This is a genomic window from Providencia sp. PROV189, from assembly GCF_028480065.1.
GTDB classification, from domain to species: Bacteria; Pseudomonadota; Gammaproteobacteria; order Enterobacterales; family Enterobacteriaceae; genus Providencia; species Providencia stuartii.
Window position 1 is genome coordinate 18005 of the sequence record NZ_JAMPOG010000008.1, and the last position, 19838, is coordinate 37842.

Here is a 19838-nt window from a genome sequence, read left to right on the forward strand (position 1 = left end):
CCTCCGGATAATATGATCCCCTACCTATCCAGCTAAAGACGTACGACAACATCATCATTGGCTGCAACTACACTAACAGCAAATAGCATGCCAAAATTAATTATGCTTATAATTCAAATAGTCATCGCAAAAGAAAAGGCCACTCATCCGAGTGGCCTTTTGACGATGCGTTAAAAATGTGCAAACAGGCTAATTCAATAACGCTTCAGGCTCCATATCATCATGCAAATTCAACGATTCACCGACCTGTTGAAGCTGATACATTTGATAATAACGCCCTTTTTGTTGCAGTAGCTGTGTATGACTACCTTTTTCAACAATTGCACCACGATGAAGCACAACAACCTGATCGGCATCGACAATTGTGGATAATCGGTGTGCAATAACCACAAGTGTAGTCGTTTGGCGGATTATACGCAGTGCTTTTTGAATAGCCTGTTCTGTACCTGAATCGATATTGGCTGTCGCCTCATCCAGAATTAATATTTTGGGTGTTGCAACTAAGACCCGAGCCATCGCGAGTAGTTGCCTTTGCCCGACAGAAAGCGTATTCCCCTGTTCTCCTAGTAGCGAATCTAATCCTTCTGGCAGTGATCGGACATGCTCAGCTAACTGTACAACATCGAGAACCTGCCAAACTTTTTCTTGGGTTATCTCACGCCCTAACGCGACATTATCAAAGAAAGATGCCGCTAGAACGACAGGATCCTGTTGCACCATCGCGATCCCATTACGTAAAACTTGATGTGAAAGTGTGTGTAAGGAACGTCCATCAAGTAGGATCTCCCCTTGCTGCCAAGGGTAATAGCCCATAATCAGGTTTGCGATGGTACTTTTCCCACTTCCCGTGTGACCAACTAAAGCAACAAAGCTATTTTCAGGAATATGAAGATTGATATCCGTTAACACTTTTTTGTCATCACGATACGCAAAAGATAACCCCTGAATATCAATAGCACCACTTTGTAATGGCTGTATATTATTGCCATAAGCTTGTTTCGGACTATCCATTAATTCAAACACTCGCTCACCTGAAACGACCGCTTGTTGCAACATAGATTGTTGAGAGGTCAATTCGATGAGAGGCTCATTTAAACGTCCAAGATAGTTGATAAAAGCATATAAAACCCCAACACCAATTGTGCTCGTACCATCAAATCCAAACAATAACAGTAACCCACAAAGCACCGATGCCGAGATCAAGCTAAGCAGAGGTCGAAGTAATAACCCATCCAGTTTTAATGCCTTCATGCGTGCAAGGTAGTGATCTTGACTAGCCTCTAACATTTTCTCGCCAAACCGAGCTTGTTGGCGAAATTGCTGGATCACTGTCATGCCATTGATCACTTCATTAAAGCCATTATTTATTTCAGCAAGATAAGAACGAACGCGGCGCACAATCGGAGTACTTAGCCGTTGATACACGAGCATCACCACCATCACGGCTGGAAAAATCATGACTGCCACTAAAGCCATGCGCCATTCAAGGGTAAACATCGCGATAAGCATCGCACAAATTAGCGCTAAACTACGGAAGACTGTCGGCACAACCATCACAAATAGGTCTTTAATAACTTCGGTATCATTAGTAACACGGGAAATGATTTGACCTACAGGTTGTTTATCAAACGCACTTAATGGTTGTCTTAATGCTGAGTTCATTACGTCGGTACGTAAAGCCTGAACCACGCCAACAGCCGCTTTGTTAAATAAGATCGTTTGATAATAATGTAAGAGTGCAGCAGCAATCTGTAATAAGACAAAACCAACCGCTAAATATAAGGTTAACGGCATGATGATCTGTTTCTTAGCCACCATGTTGTCAATAAAATAACTAATCAGCAAAGGCCCACTGACTTCAGCCGCAGCAGCGACCCATAGCATAACAATGGCAACCGACATTGTACCGCGGTGAACTTTGCCATAGCTAAGTAAGCGTTTTAACGCTGGCCACAATGGTTTTTTCTGACTCATAAATCACCATCCAAAGTGGCTTCGATTTGTTGATAATGGTACATATCTTTATACCATCCAGGTTGGACTGATAACGTTGAGTGAATACCTTCCGCCGCAATGCTTCCTTGGGATAACACGAGAATATTATCAGCGTCGACTAACGCAGATAGGCGGTGTGCACTAATGATTAATGTTTTACCCTCTCGCCAGCGACTTAAATTTTGTAAAATAGTAAATTCAGTCTGCCCATCCACCGCCGATAACGCATCATCTAAAATTAAAATTTCGGCATTTTGCAAAATAGCGCGCGCAATAGAAATTCGCTGTTTTTGCCCACCAGACAACATTACGCCACGCTCACCCACTTGGGTTTGGTAGCCTTCAGGTAACCTCAAAATATCATCATGTACGCAAGCAATACGCGCAGCTTCCTCAATCTGCTCTACTGTGGCTTGTGGGTTGCCTAATGCGATATTCCCTGCAATCGTATCAGAGAATAAAAAAGGTGATTGGTTAACAACGGCTAAACGACCTCGCCACTCATCTAACCGAATCTCAGGTAACGGTTTCCCCTGATAAGAAATCGCGCCTTCAGTAACATCGAATTGGCGTTGGATCAGCGTAATAAGTGTTGATTTCCCTGAACCTGTCGGGCCACATAGTCCTAAAAATTGCCCCGGTTTGAGGTCAAATTGAATGTCGTGGAGTGCGACTCTATCTGTTTCAGGGTAGCTAAACGTTTTAATTCTCGCGCTCAATGCCCCTTTTTCAGCACCCAGTGATTGATGCCCATCTTCAATATCGAGCGGCTCATCAAGTAAACTTCGGATACGACTATATGCAGCACTACCACGCTCTACGATATTAAACATCCATGCCAATGCCAGCATAGGCCAAATCATTAGCCCCAAGTACATCACAAAGCTAGTCAGTTCACCGAGCGTCAATGTTCCTTGTAATACCATCCAACTGCCACCGCCAATAGCAAGCAAGTTAGCCATACCGATAGCGATAAAAATGGTTGGGTCAAAGCGTGCATCAACTCTGGCAACATGCATATTACGCCGCCCTGCTTCTGTCGCAACCTGCTCAAATTGGTTTGATTGGTGATCTTCAAGACCAAAAGCTTTAATCATGCGAATACTGGTTAAACTCTCTTGAGCATGATTATTTAGGGATGAAAATGCGCCTTGGGCATGTTTGAAACGATGATGTAATTGGTCGCCATAGCGTTTAATAACTAGTGCCATAATTGGCATAGGAATTAATGCTAATAACGTTAACTGCCAACTGATCTCCACGCTCATCATGATCAATACCGCACATCCCATGACTAAGGAATCAACAAACGTCAGTACCCCTTCCCCCGCTGCAAAAACAACGCGGTCAACATCATTGGTTGTACGCGCTATTAAATCCCCCGTTCGATAGCGTAGATAGAAAGACTGATTTTGTAGGCTTAATTGGCGATAGAATTTTTGTCGCAATTGTACGGCTAACTTATAGGATGCTCCGAATAACCAAATCCGCCACACATAGCGCAGCCCATACACAACGACAGCGATAAATAACATCAAGGCGACATAAGATACTAGCTGGCTCGTAGCCATCGTCTGGTTGCTAATACCATCAACAACAACGCCCACAAGCCGTGGAGGAACAAGCTGTAAAATAGCAATAATAATGAGAAAGCAAACCGCGCCAACATAGCGCCGCCATTCACTAAGAAAATACCAGCTTAATTGTGAAAATAATCGCACTGAGTTACTGCCTTGAATAAGATTTAATATTTGCCATTATGTGGCATCCTAACGATGCAAAACAATTGAGAAAAGCAGAACTAACAACACTAATCAGGAATAGGTAGCGCTGTCGTATACTTGATTTTTTCCATTGCAAAACTAGAGGTTACATCAATCAGGCCATGAACGCCATTAACCAGTTTCTTATAAAATAGATCGTAGGATTTCATATCTTTGACTTCGACTTGCATCAGATAATCATACTCTCCTGCCATACGGTAAAACATAAGGACTTCAGGGAGTTGGCTAACAAAAGAGACAAATTGTTCATACCACTCGCTGTTATGGTGTTGCGTTTTGATCATAACAATAACCGTTAGACCGAGACCTAATTTTTCCCCATCAAGCAAGGTCACTCGGTGGCGAATGTACCCTTCATCCTCCAAGCGTTTCAACCTTTTCCAACAAGGAGTCGACGTCAAGTTAACGGCCTCTGCAAGTGCATTTAAAGATAGACTACTGTCATTTTGCAACAAGCGAAGCAACTTTTTATCTATCTTATCTAACATAGGTATTCTCTTTTTATTTATAAAAAAATATCACTGTCGACTTTATATAATAGAATGATTTTACCTAAATAGATTTACGACAGCATAAATAATTCATCAATAACCACAAAAAGACAAAAATTTCCCTGTTCATCACACGCTAGCATCATTACCATGACCCATCAGTTAAGTATTTATATTTTTGAGTAGGAGAAGTGTTTATGAAACGTGCTGTTGTTGTCTTCAGTGGTGGTCAAGACTCGACGACTTGTCTCATTCAAGCTTTAAAAATGTATGATGAAGTCCATTGTGTCACCTTTGATTATGGACAACGTCATCGGCTTGAAATTGAAGTGGCTCAAAAGCTAAGCCATTCACTGGGTGCAGCCGCGCATAAAATCCTTGATGTAAACCTACTCAATGAGTTAGCCGTAAGCAGTTTGACCCGCGACAATATCCCTGTACCCGACTATAACGAAAGTGCAACTAATGGGCTACCTAGCACTTTTGTTCCAGGTAGAAACATTCTCTTTTTAACGCTTGCAGCCATCTACGCTTACCAAGTCCAAGCAGAGGCGGTTATCACAGGCGTATGTGAAACCGATTTTTCAGGCTACCCTGATTGCCGAGACGAATTTGTTAAAGCACTTAACCATGCCGTAAACCTTGGGCTAGCAAAAGATATCCGCTTTGAAACGCCTTTAATGTGGCTCGATAAAGCACAAACATGGGCACTTGCAGACTATTATGGGCATTTAGAAACCATACGTGAGCAAACGTTGACTTGTTATAATGGTATACAAGGTGACGGTTGTGGGGAGTGTGCTGCATGCCACCTTCGCAGTAAAGGCTTGGACTATTATTTACGCCATAAAGAGTCGGTGTTAGCTTCTCTAAAAAAACTCGCTAATCTCGCTTAGTACTTTGCTTGCTAACCACACCGGAGAGTTAGCAACTTTCCGGTGTTAATGATTAAGCGGTAATAAAATCTTCAGTACTGCTTTTGGATAATAACTCAAGTTTTTCGCGCAGTTCCCCTTCAATCTTAATGGATTTATTCAGCGCTAAATCAATAAAGACAAAAGTCACCTTTGCATCTGACACCACTTCTCTCTTACCTTGCCTTTCACGTGTTATTTGCTGATAGCACAACGCACTTTTAGTACCAATTTTTTCAATACGCGTTGTCACTGTTAGCTCATCGCCAAGTATGGCACCATGAAAATAGTTCACATTGATATTAACCGCCACCATGGCAAGCTGGCTTTTTAGCGCCCAGCCCAGAAAATTGTGCTCATCCATACAAGCCCATCTATCTGATTCATAAAACTCCAGATAACGTGCGTTGTTCACATGTTGGAAAACATCAATATGATAACCACGTACTTTAATTTGCGTTGCCATAACTACTCCGACCAGTTGCTATTCGTTACAAAAATATAACAAACAATCATGCTATTTGCTGAAATGTTCTATTTTCTTCGATGCTGATCGCGTTTTTTATGTATCAAGGCAAGTATTACAATAATAGGATCGTCTTAGATCACACTATAATATTGGCATTCACCACAAATAAGATTAAGTGCCCACAACAAGGTGGGCACACAGCTCACTATAGCGCTAACTTGCCTCTGTTTTTCTCTAAAAATGCAGGCCCTATTCCACGTACTTCCAAAATATTTTCAAGAGTATTAAATGCGCCATATTTCTCCCTATACTCAACAATAGCTTTCGCTTTTTGTATGCCAATTCCATGAAGCTTTTTCGCTAACTCTTCGGCACTCGCTTGGTTGATGTTCACTTGATTTGTCTCTTTCAAATTATCCGATGGTTTTTCCTCCTTAGGTTTTTTACTAACCACCGCCGCCACTGGCTTATCAGCTTCTGCTTTTTTTGCTAGCGCCGATTGTGAGCACATTAATATCGTCAGAATAACGGCAGCGCTGCCTAATGATTGCTTTATAAATTTCATCCATGTCATTGATGTTCTCCTGTTTAAATTGAGATGCCACAATGCCAAATTTATTATGCAAAAGCTTTTTTGTGATGATAGAAATGAGAAAGGCCACCCAAAGGTGGCCTCAACTTATTTTTGTTGCACTTAGAATTACGAGCGGCTTCGCAATTTAGTCTAAATTAATCACTTCAATTTTGGCGTTATTACGTAAGTTCTGAATCAAAGCTTCATTTACCGCCATTCCCATCATACCACGGTAGCTTGCGGTTAACTTCTCAAGCTCTTTATCTGAAGCTTTGCCTGGGATCACTTTATCAAGTTGAATAATGACTAAATTATCTTTTTCATCACGCACTGTTGTATAAGTTGCTTTGCCGTCAGCAGGTTTCGCCATTGCCATTGCCGCGCCAATAACTGGCGTTTGAGGCATCAAGCGTGAAACCTTTTCAGGTGCAGAAAACTGAATATTCGCAGTATCACCTTTACCTTCTTTCAAGGCTGCGACTAATTTCTCGCCTTCAGCTTTTAATGCTGCATTCGCTTTCTGGCGCTTAACGAGTGTTTCAACTTGAGATTTAACAGCTTCTAATGGTTGAGTTTGCTCCGGTGCATATTGTGATACACGGACAACAAATGCACGGTCACCTTGAACGTCGATAACATCTGAGTTAATCCCCGTAGAACCATTTTGATCCACTAAACGTTCACTGAATATTTCGTTGATCACTTTAGGGTAATTAAGCGCTGCTGGCGGATTATTTTTATCAAACCAATCCGTTGCCACCACTTTTAAACCTGATACTTCTTCAACTGAAGCAAGTGACTCATTATCATTTGTGGCCGCTTCACTGACTTTCTGCTGTAAGTCATAAAACTGCTTACTATTTTTGTCCTGAATCAGTTTATTTTTAATCTCATCCTTCACCGAGTCGAGAGGCTTAATACTTTCAGGTTTGATATCATCCAAACGGAAAATCACAAAATTTGAATCTGACTTAATAGGTGTAGAGATTTGCCCTTTTTCCGTTAAGTTAGCGTTAACGATTTCAGAGGGCGTCGAGGCTTCTTCCATCCAACCAATGATACCTTTATTACCCGCACTAAGCTTATCGGTTGATTTCTCAGTCGCTAACGCCACAAAATCAGCACCGGCTTTTAGCTCATCAATGATAGCGTTAGCTTCTTTCTCTGACGCCACTTGGATCATGCTGTAGTGCTTTTGCTCAGCTTGAGTGTAGTTTTTTAGGTTTTGCTCATAATACGTTTTTACCTCTTCATCAGTGACTGATTGTGGAGGTAAAGCTGCCGCGTCTATTTCTACATAGCTAACTTGCACTTTCTCAGGAGCAATAAAGCTATCCTGATTCGCATTATAGTAAGCTTTAATTTCATCTTCAGTCGCCGTCTGCTTTGCTTGTTCATCGGCTAACGAAAGGGTCGCTACACGAATTTCGCGCTCTTGTAAAACGAGCTCTGCATATGTTTTCACTTCTGAAGGTAGCGCAAAATCGGTTTTAATAAATGAATCAGAAAGCTGAGAGAGAATTAAATTAGCACGGACTTGTTCCGCTAAGTTATCAGCACTGTAGTTATTTGCTGCCAATATCTGACGATACTTATCGCCATCAAATTTTCCATTAGTTTGGAACACTGGCATTTCAAAAATTGCATCCTTTACCTGCTGATCACTGGCAGATAAGTTTAATTCATTAGCATATTCAGCCATTAACGTACTGTTAATCAAGTTATTTAAAACCTGATTACGCAAAAATTTCATGCTCTCTTCATTGCCAGCAATTTCAGAGAACTTATCACCCAAGGAATCTTGTAAAGACTGACGCTCTTGCGAGAAAGCCGTTTGGAATTGCTCCCTGCTAATTGACTGTCCATTAACTTTAGCAGCATCATTACTTGAACCGCCAATCATGTAACCAGCAACCCCTGTCAGCACGAATGACAGGATAATAATAGCCAGTAGCACTTTGATAAAAGGACTGTTCGCTTTCGTGCGTAGATTGTCCATCATAAAAAGGCTTAACTCCGCTTGTTAAATTCAATTTCCTAATAATACGCTAATCTTAACCCAGATTGAAAAAAAAGCGCACCATTTCCATGATGCGCCTCTATATTAGCTGATTAATATTATTCAGTCAGTGTGTGTTTTAGAAAAAATAAAACAAAACCAAAAGAAAACTGAATTAGCTATTAACCGCGTCTTTTAAACCTTTGCCCGGACGGAAAGCAGGTACTTTCGCCGCAGCGATCTTAATCTCTTTACCTGTTTGTGGGTTACGTCCTGTACGAGCGGCACGCTCACGAACAGTGAATGTACCAAAGCCAACTAAAGCAACATCGTCACCTTTGCTTAGTGAAGTCGTTACAGATGCAACAAACGCATCAACAACGCGACCAGCTGCAGCTTTAGAAATGTTCGCTTCAGAAGCGATTTGATCAATCAGTTGAGACTTATTCACTCTTATCATCCCCATATTAGTTTTGACTATGATCTTAATTAGGCTATTAAGCTAATTAATGATGCAGCCGTTATATCAATCCTGAATGCCAATGGCAAGAGAACAGATTACATCCAAATAATTATCAGAATCATCGTTAAATTAGCGACGAAAAAAAAGACTGACAACCCCTAAATTAGCTGTCAGTCTCATTTTTATGTAAACTTCTTGATTCAGCTCACTCTTTTTGACTTATTTTTTACGATTTCCGCACCAAATGGTGGGTTCGCTAGTGCTAAAGAGAGTACCTCTTCAATTGTTTTAACCGGATGAATTTCCAAATCTGCAATAACGTTTTCTGGAATTTCTTCCAAGTCACGTTTATTCTCAAATGGAATTAATACTGTCTTGATGCCACCGCGGTGTGCCGCAAGTAATTTCTCTTTCAGACCACCAATCGGTAAAACAAGACCTCTTAAAGTAATTTCACCCGTCATTGCTACATCAGCTTTAACAGGATTCCCCGTTAAACAAGACACCAACGCGGTTGACATTGCAATCCCCGCACTTGGGCCATCTTTTGGCGTCGCACCTTCCGGAACGTGTACATGGATATCGCGTTTTTCATAGAAATCGCTATTGATACCCAGTTTTTCTGCTCGAGCACGTACTACGGTTAATGCCGCTTGGATGGATTCCTGCATAACTTCACCGAGTGAACCGGTATACGTGAGTTTACCTTTGCCCGGAACACAAGCTGTCTCAATGGTTAATAAATCACCACCTACTTCTGTCCATGCAAGACCTGTCACTTGACCAACTCGGTTTTCAGTATCTGCTTGCCCGTAATCGAATTTGCGCACACCTAAAAAGTCTTTTAGGTTGTCAGCGTTAATTTCGATATGTTTAAGCTTTTTATCCATCAATAAGGCTTTCACCGCTTTACGGCACAATTTCGAAATTTCACGTTCGAGGCCACGCACACCAGCTTCACGCGTGTAATAACGAATAATACCGATTAATGCACTGTCATCGATGGTTAGCTCACCTTTTTTCAAGGCATTACGCTGAACTTGTTTCGGCAATAAGTGTTGCTTAGCAATATTCAGCTTTTCATCTTCCGTATAACCGGAAAGACGGATCACTTCCATACGGTCAAGTAACGGCGCTGGGATGTTCATTGAGTTCGACGTAGCAACAAACATCACATCTGACAGATCATAATCCACTTCCAAATAGTGATCGTTAAAGGCGACGTTTTGCTCAGGATCTAATACCTCTAACAATGCGGATGCTGGATCGCCACGCATATCAGAAGACATTTTATCGATCTCATCTAACAGGAATAGTGGGTTTTTTACCCCAACTTTTGCCATTTTCTGGATCAATTTACCCGGCATAGAACCGATATAGGTACGACGGTGACCACGGATCTCCGCTTCGTCACGCACACCACCTAACGCCATACGGGTATACTGGCGCCCTGTCGCTTTCGCAATAGATTGCCCAAGAGAAGTTTTACCAACCCCCGGAGGCCCTACCAGACATAAAATAGGCCCTTTAATTTTGCTAACACGACTTTGTACTGCCAGATACTCTAAAATACGCTCTTTAACGCGCTCTAAGCCATAATGGTCTTTATCAAGGACTTCTTGCGCCTTAACAAGATCTTTTTTCACTTTGCTGCGCGCATGCCATGGCACCTGCACCATCCAGTCAATATAGCTACGTACGACGGTGGCTTCAGCCGACATCGGAGACATCATTTTTAGCTTCTGCAACTCAGCTTCCGCTTTTTCATGAGCCTCTTTTGGCATCTTCGCTTCTTCAATTTTACGTTTCAGCGCTTCGTATTCATCTGGCGCGTCATCCATTTCACCAAGCTCTTTTTGAATCGCTTTCATTTGCTCATTCAAATAGTATTCGCGTTGGCTTTTTTCCATCTGTTTTTTAACACGATTACGGATGCGTTTTTCAACTTGCAGCAGCTCAGTTTCTGACTCCATCATGGCCATCAGGAACTCAACACGCTCGGCGACATTCGCCATCTCCAATACGCGCTGTTTATCTGCCAATTTCAATGGCATATGAGAAGCTATTGTGTCCGCTAGTTTATCGAGTTGATCTTGTTCAATCGAGTGTAGCGAGGTCAGCACCTCAGGCGGAATTTTTTTGTTCAGTTTGATGTAGCTTTCGAACTGACTGACTATCGTGCGATAAAGAACCTCTTGTTCTTTTTCATCAAGAAGCTCTGCAACTTGCGTTTTAGCACCCGCTTCATTGTAAAAGTTATCAGTTCCCGCAACGTGTTTCACTGATTCAGGCTGTAACAGTTCAGCTTGTGCTAAGAAATATTCACCATTGTCAGTTAAACTGCTTATGCGTGCTCTTCTTAAACCTTCAACTAATACTTTAACTGTGCCATCGGGCAATTTCAGCATTTGAATAACTGAAGCAACGGTGCCAACAGAAAATAAATCGTTAACCCCAGGCTCATCAGTTGAGGCCTCTTTTTGGGCTACCAGCATTACTTGCTTGTCATGATCCATCGCTGCTTCCAGACTGTGAATGGATTTTTCACGTCCAACAAACAGTGGGATCACCATATGTGGGTACACCACTACATCACGCAGAGGCAATACTGGTATTTCTATGCGTTCGGAACGCTCAGGATTCATAAAGCTCTCTCTTCGTTTAGCTTACGCTAGTTTAAGGGTTTCCAACTATTGTTTAGAAAGTAATTATTGTAAAAACAAAGAAACCACACTCAGAATATAAACTATATGGGGATAAGATTTTAGCATTCAATGGGTACTTGAAGATAAAAAGTGAAATGAGGGGAGGATCCCTCATTTCACTGATAACTTTTTGGTGCTAAATCCTAGGCGCTAATTATCACCAGAGGCTTGGGCATCAGGCTTGCTGTAGATCAGTAATGGCTCTGATTGTTCATTAATCACATTCTCATCAACAACGACTTTTTCAACACCTTCCATAGAAGGCAGATCGTACATTGTATTTAGTAATGCGGCTTCAACAATTGAGCGTAAGCCACGGGCCCCGGTTTTACGAGCCATTGCCTTTTTAGCAATCGCTTTTAAGGCTTCTTCACGGAACTCTAACTCTGTCCCTTCAAGGCTAAATAGCGCTTGATATTGCTTGGTTAATGCGTTCTTCGGTTCCTGCAAAATCTGAATCAATGCTTCTTCACTCAATTCAGTTAATGTCGCAACAACAGGCAAACGACCAATAAACTCAGGGATCAGACCAAATTTGATTAAATCTTCTGGTTCTGTTTGCGTTAACAACTCACCTTCACTGATTTTGTCAGATTCGCCTTTGACTTCCGCAGCGAAACCAATACCTGAACGTATGTTTAAACGCTGACCGATGACTTTATCAAGCCCTGCAAACGCACCACCACAGATAAATAAGATTTTAGAGGTATCAACCTGTAAAAACTCTTGTTGAGGATGCTTGCGACCACCTTGTGGAGGAACCGCCGCCACTGTTCCTTCAATGAGTTTCAGTAGCGCTTGCTGTACCCCTTCCCCTGAAACATCACGGGTAATGGATGGGTTATCTGATTTACGCGAAATTTTGTCAATTTCATCAATGTAAACAATACCGCGTTGAGCTTTTTCTACATCGTAGTCGCATTTTTGCAGTAATTTTTGGATGATATTTTCGACATCTTCCCCCACGTAACCCGCTTCGGTTAATGTGGTTGCATCAGCCATCGTAAATGGCACATCCAAGTAACGAGCCAACGTCTCAGCCAACAGTGTTTTACCGCTACCTGTTGGGCCGATCAGCAAAATATTACTTTTACCAAGCTCTACCCCTTCAGCAGTGGTATCTCCATTACGTAAACGCTTGTAATGGTTATAAACAGCAACAGAAAGTACTTTCTTCGCTTGTTCTTGACCTATGACGTAATCATCAAGATGCTCTCTAATTTCATGGGGAGTAGGCAGTGCACTACGCTCACGATGAGGAGCTAACTCTTTGATCTCTTCACGGATGATATCGAGGCATAAATCGACACATTCATCACAAATATAGACTGACGGACCGGCAATCAGCTTGCGGACTTCATGCTGACTTTTTCCGCAGAAAGAGCAGTACAACAGCTTACCTGACCCCTCTTTGCGTTTTTCTGTCATCAGTTGACCTCACTTATCGTCAAACTACCCTGTTTATTTGCTGGATAAACAACCTAAAACAGGATAATAAATTTCTTTAATATTAATTAAGTATGGATAAATCCTAGCTAATTAACGGCTAGTATAAATATGGTCGACCAAACCATACTCTTTGGCTTCATCTGCAGACAAGAAACGATCGCGTTCAGTATCACGATTAATCTCTTCAACTGATTTACCTGTGTGCAATGCCATTAATTCATTCATTCGAGTTTTCACTTTCAGAATTTCCTGAGCGTGAATTTGAATGTCTGTCGCTTGCCCTTGATAACCGCCCAATGGTTGGTGGATCATCACACGAGAGTTCGGCAAGCAGAAGCGTTTGCCTTTAGTCCCCGCAGCCAGCAAGAAAGAGCCCATAGAGCAAGCTTGCCCCATACAGATTGTGCTGACATCCGGCTTAATAAATTGCATTGTGTCATAGATAGACATACCTGCGGTGATCACACCACCAGGGGAGTTGATGTAAAGTTGGATATCTTTTTCTGGGTTTTCCGCTTCCAGAAATAGCATCTGTGCGACAATTAAGTTCGCCATATGATCTTCCACCTGACCTGTCAGGAAGATAATACGTTCTTTTAACAGACGTGAATAAATATCGTATGAACGTTCACCCCGAGAGGTCTGCTCAATGACCATTGGCACTAGAGCCATTTGGGATGCTAGATTTTCCTGACCGCCAAAATATGACATCGAAATCTCCTATTAAAAACTATCTGGTGCTTGCGCCTAAATTTGCTGTTTGTTCGACTTTTAAGCATTCTAAGCAGCAAACAAACAGTTTGTCTTTAAAAATTCTCTATCTTGCCTATTTCCACTATTATCTCATCTCGTTATTTCTTTTAAGTTAACTAAAAAGCTGTTAATAGAGATGAGCATGAACACAGCGAATGACGCCGTAGAAAACAAGACCCACTATAAAATAGTTTAACACAAGTCTGTAAGGATTCACGGATTTGTTCTTTCAGATAACCGAGAACCAAACAGCCTATCTTATGTGAATATACCGCAGCGCTTATAATAAAATTAGGGCGAAAATGTGATTTTCAAGACGATTGGTGCGCCTACCTTAAATAATTCGAGTGGTAATAAAGCGACAAGTAAGCCATCTTAGGCAGCACAAATGGCTAATAAACCCCAAGCTCAGCCTCTATCTAGGCACCCTCACCCTAACTTGAAATGTGATAACTCTAATTGGCAAAAAACCCGCAGCGCAATGCCACGGGTTTATTATTTGCACAACTGAAAAAGCGAAATTAACCCGCTTGAACTTGGTTCATCAATTCTGTGAAGTTAGTTTCTTTTTCAGTCACCTTCGCAACTTCAAGAACTTTCTCAACCGCTTGTTCTTCTAATGCTAAGTTACGAACACTATTCATCAGCTCATTATTTTTGCTGTAGTATTCGATAACTTCTGCTGGATCTTCATAAGCTGACGCCATTTCTTCGATCAATGCTTTAACACGATCTTCATCAGCTTTCAGCTCATTAGCGCTGATCACTTCACCTAACAGCAGACCGATAACAACGCGACGTTTTGCTTGTTCTTCGAACAGTTCACGTGGCAGTTCCATCGCTTGCTTCTCGTTACCACCAAAGCGTTGAGCAGCTTGACGACGCAGAACGTCAATTTCGCCATCAACCACAGCAGCAGGAACTTCGATTTCGTTTGCGTTAACTAGACCATCTAAAACTTGCGCTTTAATACGGTTACGAACTGCATTTTTCAGTTCACGTTCCATATTTTTACGAACTTCAGCACGCAGACCTTCTAAAGTACCATCAACGATACCGAAACGCTTGATGAACTCTTCAGTGAATTCTGGCAGTTCACGTTGCTCAACTTTCTTCAGAACGATAGCAAACTTAGCTGCTTTACCTTTCAGGTTTTCAGCGTGGTAATCTTCTGGGAAGTTAACTTCGATATCAAACTCTTCGCCTGCTTTGTGACCAACGATGCCATCTTCAAAGCCAGGGATCATACGACCTTCGCCCATAACCAGTGCGAAATCTTCTGCTTTGCCGCCTTCGAACTCTTCACCATCGATTGAGCCAGTGAAGTTAATAGTGATACGTGAATCCGCAGTTGCCGCTTCAGAAACTTCTTTCCACTGAGCTTGTTGCTTACGCAGCGTTTCCAGCATGTTTTCCAGATCTTCATCTTTTACAGAAACAACTGGTTTTTCAACTTCGATAGTTTCCAGACCTTTCAGCTCGATTTCTGGATAAACTTCGAATTCAACTGAGTAAACAAAATCTTTACCATCTTCCAGCATTTCAGGTTTGTAGCTAGGCGCACCTGCTGGATTGATTTTTTGTTCGATGATCGCGTTGATGAAGTTACGTTGCATCACATCGCCCAGAACGTCTTGCATAACAGACGCGCCGTAACGCTGTTTAACGATGTTCATTGGTACTTTCCCTTTACGGAAACCATCAACACGTACTTTCTTCGCGACATTAACCAGCTCGCTGTTTACTGCTTTTTCAATATCGGCAGCAGGAACGGTGATTGTTACACGACGCCCAAGGCCTTGAGTCGTTTCAACAGAAACTTGCATCTTCTTACCTCAAAAAAAATCTTAGTGATCGGTCTACTCCAGAGTTTGGTCATTAAATCATAACGACCTTCTCCCTTCCAGAACCGGGGGCGTTGCTTACACAACGGTCATCCCTGATATCAGAAGCGTCCCGAAACCTTACTGAAAATTAGACGCGACATTATACCGATGCAGATGCTCCGAGTCGAGAAAAGCTGATAAAAGAAGCGATCAATCCGCTTTATTTGTGACTTTTCCGACTAAAAAATGTCTTCTCCACGCAAATTGGAGAAAAAATGCTCATCGAAATTAATGTCGACATCGTAAAATGATGTGAATCATTTCATCACAATGACAGTAAAACAGAGAATGAGTCAATCAGCCGTTTGTTTTACCACCACCACGACATGCAGGTGAATTTAATGCCGTATCCGCCAATTCCCCCCATTCTGTCGGGGTATACGTATGGAGCGCTAATGCGTGGATACTTCCTGCTAATTCGTCCGCCAAAATAGCATAAATTTCGCGATGACGGCCAACCATACGTTTATTTTCAAATTTTTCACTGACTAAAACCACCTTAAAGTGGCTTTCTGAACCAGCAGGCACATTGTGTTGATAGCTTTCATTGATCACTTCAAGATGAGCAGGTTCAAAGGCTGTATGCAACTTTTGCTGAATACGTGACTGCATATTCTGCGGTGCATTTATCCCCATAAAAATAACTCCTTTCTTCAACCAACATTTACGTTTTTTTTGTTATCTTTTTTTGTCACGGTAGAGGACAATCACTCTACAATGATATGATAAATACCCGCTTTGGCGAATTTTTTCTAAAATGGTTGTCTAACCCTTTAGAAAATCCGTCACAATGGCACTATACCCTATAAAACATAACAGGGTTCGTTAGATTGCACCATAACGGAACAGACTCAATTAGGAAAGATTAACTGGAAAAAATTATGTTAAGAAAACTTTGTTTTCCACTTTTTGCACTATTTCTTCTAGCAGGTTGTGCAACAAGCAATAACACTTTATCGCTCGAACCCAAAATCACGCTACCTGCGCGCAACCCGACACTCAATGCAACCGCAATTAGTGTGAGTAGCGTTGATAACCGACCATCAAAATCACTTACGGAACTCAACCGTAATGGGAGTTTAGTGGTCTTGTCACCTTCGCGTGATCCTCGCTATTTAATGCAAGAAGCGGTTGAGAAACAAATGGCAGCACGTGGTTTTATGGTGTCGTCACCCGCGAGTGTTAACTTAGTCGTACAATTAAATCAATTAAACGCCCAAGTCACTGAAGGTAGTCTACGTCACAATATCACGGTAAACACCAGTGTGACCGTTAATGCGACAGCGCCTAACGGCTCGACGAAATCACGTACTTTTACGCGTAATTACAACAACCAAGAATTACTTGGTGCAAGTAACGATAAAATAGAAAAAGCGATCAATATCGCGTTAACAGATTTAATTAATGATATGGCAAATGACCAAGAATTGACGCAGTTTATTAGACAAAACGCTCGGTAATCGCCCTTCATTATTATACGGTAAGAGCCTATTTCTATAGGCTCTTAAAAGTGTGGTGCTATTACTACAATAAGCAACCAATAACGGAAGTCCTCTATTTTACAAATAACCAATCATAGGAAGATTATGTCCCGTGCCTTTTTACCTAACTCAGTCATTTTAATCCTATTAGGTTTTGTTTCCGGCCTTCCGTTAGCCCTTACCGCAGGTACATTACAAGCTTGGTTAACAGTTGAAAACATCGATATCAAAACAATCGGTTTCTTTTCACTTGTTGGTCAAGCTTATGTTTTAAAGTTTCTGTGGTCTCCCATGATGGACAGATATACGCCTCCTTTTTTTGGTCGGCGTCGAGGTTGGTTACTCACCACACAGATCCTACTTATTATTAGCATAGGGGCGATGGGTTTTATGAATCCATCCGAACACCTATGGTGGTTAGCAGCACTTGCCGTCATGGTTGCCTTTTGCTCCGCCTCACAAGATATTGTCTTCGATGCCTATAAAACCGATTTGCTCAGTGCAGAGGAAAGAGGTTTTGGTGCCGCCGTGTCGGTGATGGGGTATCGCATCAGTATGCTAGTTTCAGGTGGATTAGCATTATGGATGGCAGATACGTTTCTCACATGGAAACAGCTCTATCTACTCATGGCGGGGTTAATGCTAATCGGTGTTGTAGCGACGCTGCTTGCCAAAGAGCCTGAAGATAATGGCGCACCACCAACTTCACTAAAAAAAGCTATCTATGAACCATTAGCTGAATTTTTCAGCCGTAACAATGCTTGGTTGATCCTGCTGTTACTGGTGTTTTATAAAATGGGTGATGCTTTTGTTATGGCACTTAACACCAATTTTCTACTGCATGGGCTAGGGTTTAGCTTAAGTGAAGTCGGCACTGTCAATAAAACAGTAGGTATGCTGGCGACCATTATTGGGGCGTTATTTGGCGGTTATTTGATGAAAAAAATGAGCTTATTTAACGCGCTCTTTATTTTCGGAATATTACAAGGCGTATCTAATATCGGCTATTGGTTCCTTGCAGTCACGCCACCTAACATCATGACTATGGGAACAATTATTTTCCTTGAGAACCTTTTCTCAGGAATGGGTACCGCCGCCTTTGTTGCCTTATTGATGACCTTATGTAATAAGTCTCTTTCTGCCACACAATTTGCTTTGCTATCTGCACTTTCCGCAGTAGGACGCGTATATATCGGCCCTGTTGCCAGTATTCTTGTGAGTGCTTATGATTGGCCAATCTTTTATTTACTCTCGATTATCGTTGCTCTACCGGGGATCTTGCTGCTACTTGCCTGCCGCACATCGCTTATCTATACCCAAACAACTGGGCTATTCCAGCGCCGTGAACAATATGCAAAAGCCTACAAAATCGCGGTTTACTTATTCTTGCTAGCTATTAGCATCCTTGCTATTTGGCTAATAACGCTCTTAATCAGCTCATTCTCATCTGTCAAAATCTATCTGTTTACAACTCATCTATCACTTTGGCTTTCCTTGCCTGAATATCAAAATAGCATCTTCAATACCGGCGTTGGGATTGGGGCATTAAGTTTGATTATTGGTGGATGCCTTGATTTCTTTGCGGTCAAGAAAGTAGTTAAAAAAGCTATTAATTAATCAAAAAAATTAATAACTAGAGTAATTATCCCGAAATAAGATAAATCTGTTTCGGGTTTTTCTTGACCTTTTAAATTAGATCTGACTAGCAAATATTGATATCCCTCGCGTCATATCGTGATGCATATCACTTATTCAATGAAATATATTTTTTAATTACAAATGAAAAGCCTAATATCTCACACGTTAAGGGCTAATCAGCCTCACGGCTGAATAATAAATATCGTTAATACTCAAACGAAAATAATATATTATGAAAAAACAACTTCTCTGCGCCGCGGCACTCGTATCTTTAGCTGGAACAGCGAATGCAGACGACGGCTTTCTTGGCTATCAGAATGGTTTCGCGGATATCAATGTCAACTATCTAGACTGGTCTCACCGCACCGAAACTAAGTCAGAATACACTTCTCGTAAAAAAGACTTTGCCTACATTGAGTTAGAAGGCGGTGCTAACTTCAATTGGGGGGAATTATACGGCTTCTTTGATGTGGAAAATCCATTCCATAAACGCCGTACTGAACCAGGTCGTAACCAACGTTATACAATCAAAACCACGGGACGTTTCTATTTAGGTGACAGTGGCTTTAACGTATATGGACACGTCTATGGTACTTGGTCACTGCCAGGAGCTAAATATGGTGGTAATTTCCATGAAGTCAATACATTGTATGGTTTAGGATACAACACTGCATTTGGTGACCTGTGGTTCAAACCATTTATTGCAATGCACTATGTCGATCAATCGTTTTATTCAGGTAATAACGGCTATGTCGTCGGCTGGGTTGCTGGTTATGGATTCAAAATGTTTGAAGAGAATTTCATGATCACTAACTGGCACGAAATGGAGTTTGCACGCCATAAACGTTATGGCAGCGGTAACGGTGGTCGTGATGGTGTCAATGGTGCATTAGCATTTTGGTGGAATGCAACACCAAATTTAGCAGCAGGTGTTCAATATCGCTACGCTGATAACAAGTTAGGTGAAGATTTCTATCAAGATGCGATTATTTATACATTAAAATATACGTTCTAAATAGCTCACTTAAGTCAACATGAATACTTATAGAAAAATTTAAAAACTCTCTTTTCTTTTCAAGAAAGTAACAATTTTTCTTAGCTATTTTGGCCGGTAAGGTGGTGCTAGCCGCCTTATCGGCATTAAAAATCGTAATTTCACCTATCATTTTATTTAACAATCATAGCAGTTTCTTCATTTTTTGCTCACTTTTGTACATATTTTTCTTTGAAAAATGAC

General features: G+C 41.5%; 16 protein-coding genes. 4 read left to right on the plus strand and 12 right to left on the minus strand.

Annotated elements, in window-relative coordinates:
- Nucleotides 1–189: 189 nt before the first annotated feature.
- From PR833_RS05940 to PR833_RS05950, 3 genes are all read right to left on the minus strand, one after another.
- Nucleotides 190–1974 carry a SmdB family multidrug efflux ABC transporter permease/ATP-binding protein gene (locus tag PR833_RS05940; protein WP_004927051.1) on the minus strand — a complete coding sequence of 595 codons (1785 nt, stop codon included), beginning with the start codon at nucleotides 1972–1974 and terminating at the stop codon, nucleotides 190–192.
- Nucleotides 1971–3716, minus strand: coding sequence for a SmdA family multidrug ABC transporter permease/ATP-binding protein (locus PR833_RS05945; protein WP_004927049.1), 1746 nt, complete (start codon nucleotides 3714–3716; stop codon nucleotides 1971–1973). The genes PR833_RS05940 and PR833_RS05945 overlap by 4 nt, the downstream gene beginning before the upstream one ends.
- A gap of 89 nt (nucleotides 3717–3805) precedes the next feature.
- Nucleotides 3806–4267 (minus strand): Lrp/AsnC family transcriptional regulator, encoded by a 462-nt coding sequence (locus PR833_RS05950; protein WP_004927047.1) that lies wholly within the window; start codon nucleotides 4265–4267, stop codon nucleotides 3806–3808.
- A 200-nt stretch (nucleotides 4268–4467) separates the two neighbouring features.
- Here PR833_RS05950 and queC point away from each other — a divergent pair, with 200 nt between their 5' ends.
- Nucleotides 4468–5166 carry a 7-cyano-7-deazaguanine synthase QueC gene (queC, locus tag PR833_RS05955; protein WP_040132833.1) on the plus strand — a complete coding sequence of 233 codons (699 nt, stop codon included), beginning with the start codon at nucleotides 4468–4470 and terminating at the stop codon, nucleotides 5164–5166.
- 52 nt (nucleotides 5167–5218) lie between these two features.
- On the opposite strand, the gene PR833_RS05960 is transcribed toward queC, so the two are convergent.
- The 9 genes from PR833_RS05960 to bolA all read right to left on the minus strand — a co-directional run bounded on the left by PR833_RS05960 (nucleotide 5219) and on the right by bolA (nucleotide 16118).
- Nucleotides 5219–5650: an acyl-CoA thioesterase gene (locus PR833_RS05960; protein ID WP_036941800.1), complete on the minus strand. Its 432-nt coding sequence runs from the start codon at nucleotides 5648–5650 to the stop codon at nucleotides 5219–5221.
- Between the two features lie 208 nt (nucleotides 5651–5858).
- On the minus strand, nucleotides 5859–6227 hold the full coding sequence (locus PR833_RS05965; protein ID WP_040132832.1) for a ComEA family DNA-binding protein: 369 nt from the start codon (nucleotides 6225–6227) through the stop codon (nucleotides 5859–5861).
- Between the two features lie 145 nt (nucleotides 6228–6372).
- The gene (gene ppiD, locus PR833_RS05970) at nucleotides 6373–8229 is read right to left on the minus strand and encodes a peptidylprolyl isomerase (RefSeq protein WP_040132831.1); all 1857 of its coding nucleotides are present in this window, start codon (nucleotides 8227–8229) and stop codon (nucleotides 6373–6375) included.
- Nucleotides 8230–8401: 172 nt separating this feature from the next.
- Nucleotides 8402–8677 carry a nucleoid-associated protein HU-beta gene (gene hupB / locus PR833_RS05975; RefSeq protein ID WP_014656769.1) on the minus strand — a complete coding sequence of 92 codons (276 nt, stop codon included), beginning with the start codon at nucleotides 8675–8677 and terminating at the stop codon, nucleotides 8402–8404.
- Nucleotides 8678–8889: 212 nt separating this feature from the next.
- Complete coding sequence (lon, locus tag PR833_RS05980) at nucleotides 8890–11334, minus strand: endopeptidase La (protein WP_004927032.1); 2445 nt, start codon at nucleotides 11332–11334, stop codon at nucleotides 8890–8892.
- 210 nt (nucleotides 11335–11544) lie between these two features.
- Entirely contained in the window at nucleotides 11545–12822 is a 1278-nt protein-coding gene (gene clpX, locus PR833_RS05985; protein WP_272525967.1) for an ATP-dependent protease ATP-binding subunit ClpX, read from the minus strand.
- 111 nt (nucleotides 12823–12933) lie between these two features.
- Nucleotides 12934–13554 carry an ATP-dependent Clp endopeptidase proteolytic subunit ClpP gene (clpP, locus tag PR833_RS05990; protein WP_004927029.1) on the minus strand — a complete coding sequence of 207 codons (621 nt, stop codon included), beginning with the start codon at nucleotides 13552–13554 and terminating at the stop codon, nucleotides 12934–12936.
- A 563-nt stretch (nucleotides 13555–14117) separates the two neighbouring features.
- Nucleotides 14118–15422, minus strand: a complete 1305-nt coding sequence (tig, locus tag PR833_RS05995; RefSeq protein ID WP_004927024.1) for a trigger factor — start codon at nucleotides 15420–15422, stop codon at nucleotides 14118–14120.
- Nucleotides 15423–15779: 357 nt separating this feature from the next.
- On the minus strand, nucleotides 15780–16118 hold the full coding sequence (gene bolA, locus PR833_RS06000) for a transcriptional regulator BolA (RefSeq protein WP_004927022.1): 339 nt from the start codon (nucleotides 16116–16118) through the stop codon (nucleotides 15780–15782).
- Nucleotides 16119–16363: 245 nt separating this feature from the next.
- On the opposite strand from bolA, the gene PR833_RS06005 reads away from it, so the two are divergent.
- From PR833_RS06005 to PR833_RS06015, 3 genes are all read left to right on the plus strand, one after another.
- Nucleotides 16364–16942 carry a YajG family lipoprotein gene (locus PR833_RS06005; RefSeq protein ID WP_014656771.1) on the plus strand — a complete coding sequence of 193 codons (579 nt, stop codon included), beginning with the start codon at nucleotides 16364–16366 and terminating at the stop codon, nucleotides 16940–16942.
- A gap of 126 nt (nucleotides 16943–17068) precedes the next feature.
- Nucleotides 17069–18580 carry a muropeptide MFS transporter AmpG gene (ampG, locus tag PR833_RS06010; RefSeq protein ID WP_004927019.1) on the plus strand — a complete coding sequence of 504 codons (1512 nt, stop codon included), beginning with the start codon at nucleotides 17069–17071 and terminating at the stop codon, nucleotides 18578–18580.
- Nucleotides 18581–18833: 253 nt separating this feature from the next.
- Nucleotides 18834–19616 carry a nucleoside-specific channel-forming Tsx family protein gene (locus PR833_RS06015; protein ID WP_004927017.1) on the plus strand — a complete coding sequence of 261 codons (783 nt, stop codon included), beginning with the start codon at nucleotides 18834–18836 and terminating at the stop codon, nucleotides 19614–19616.
- The last annotated feature ends 222 nt before the right edge of the window (nucleotides 19617–19838 follow it).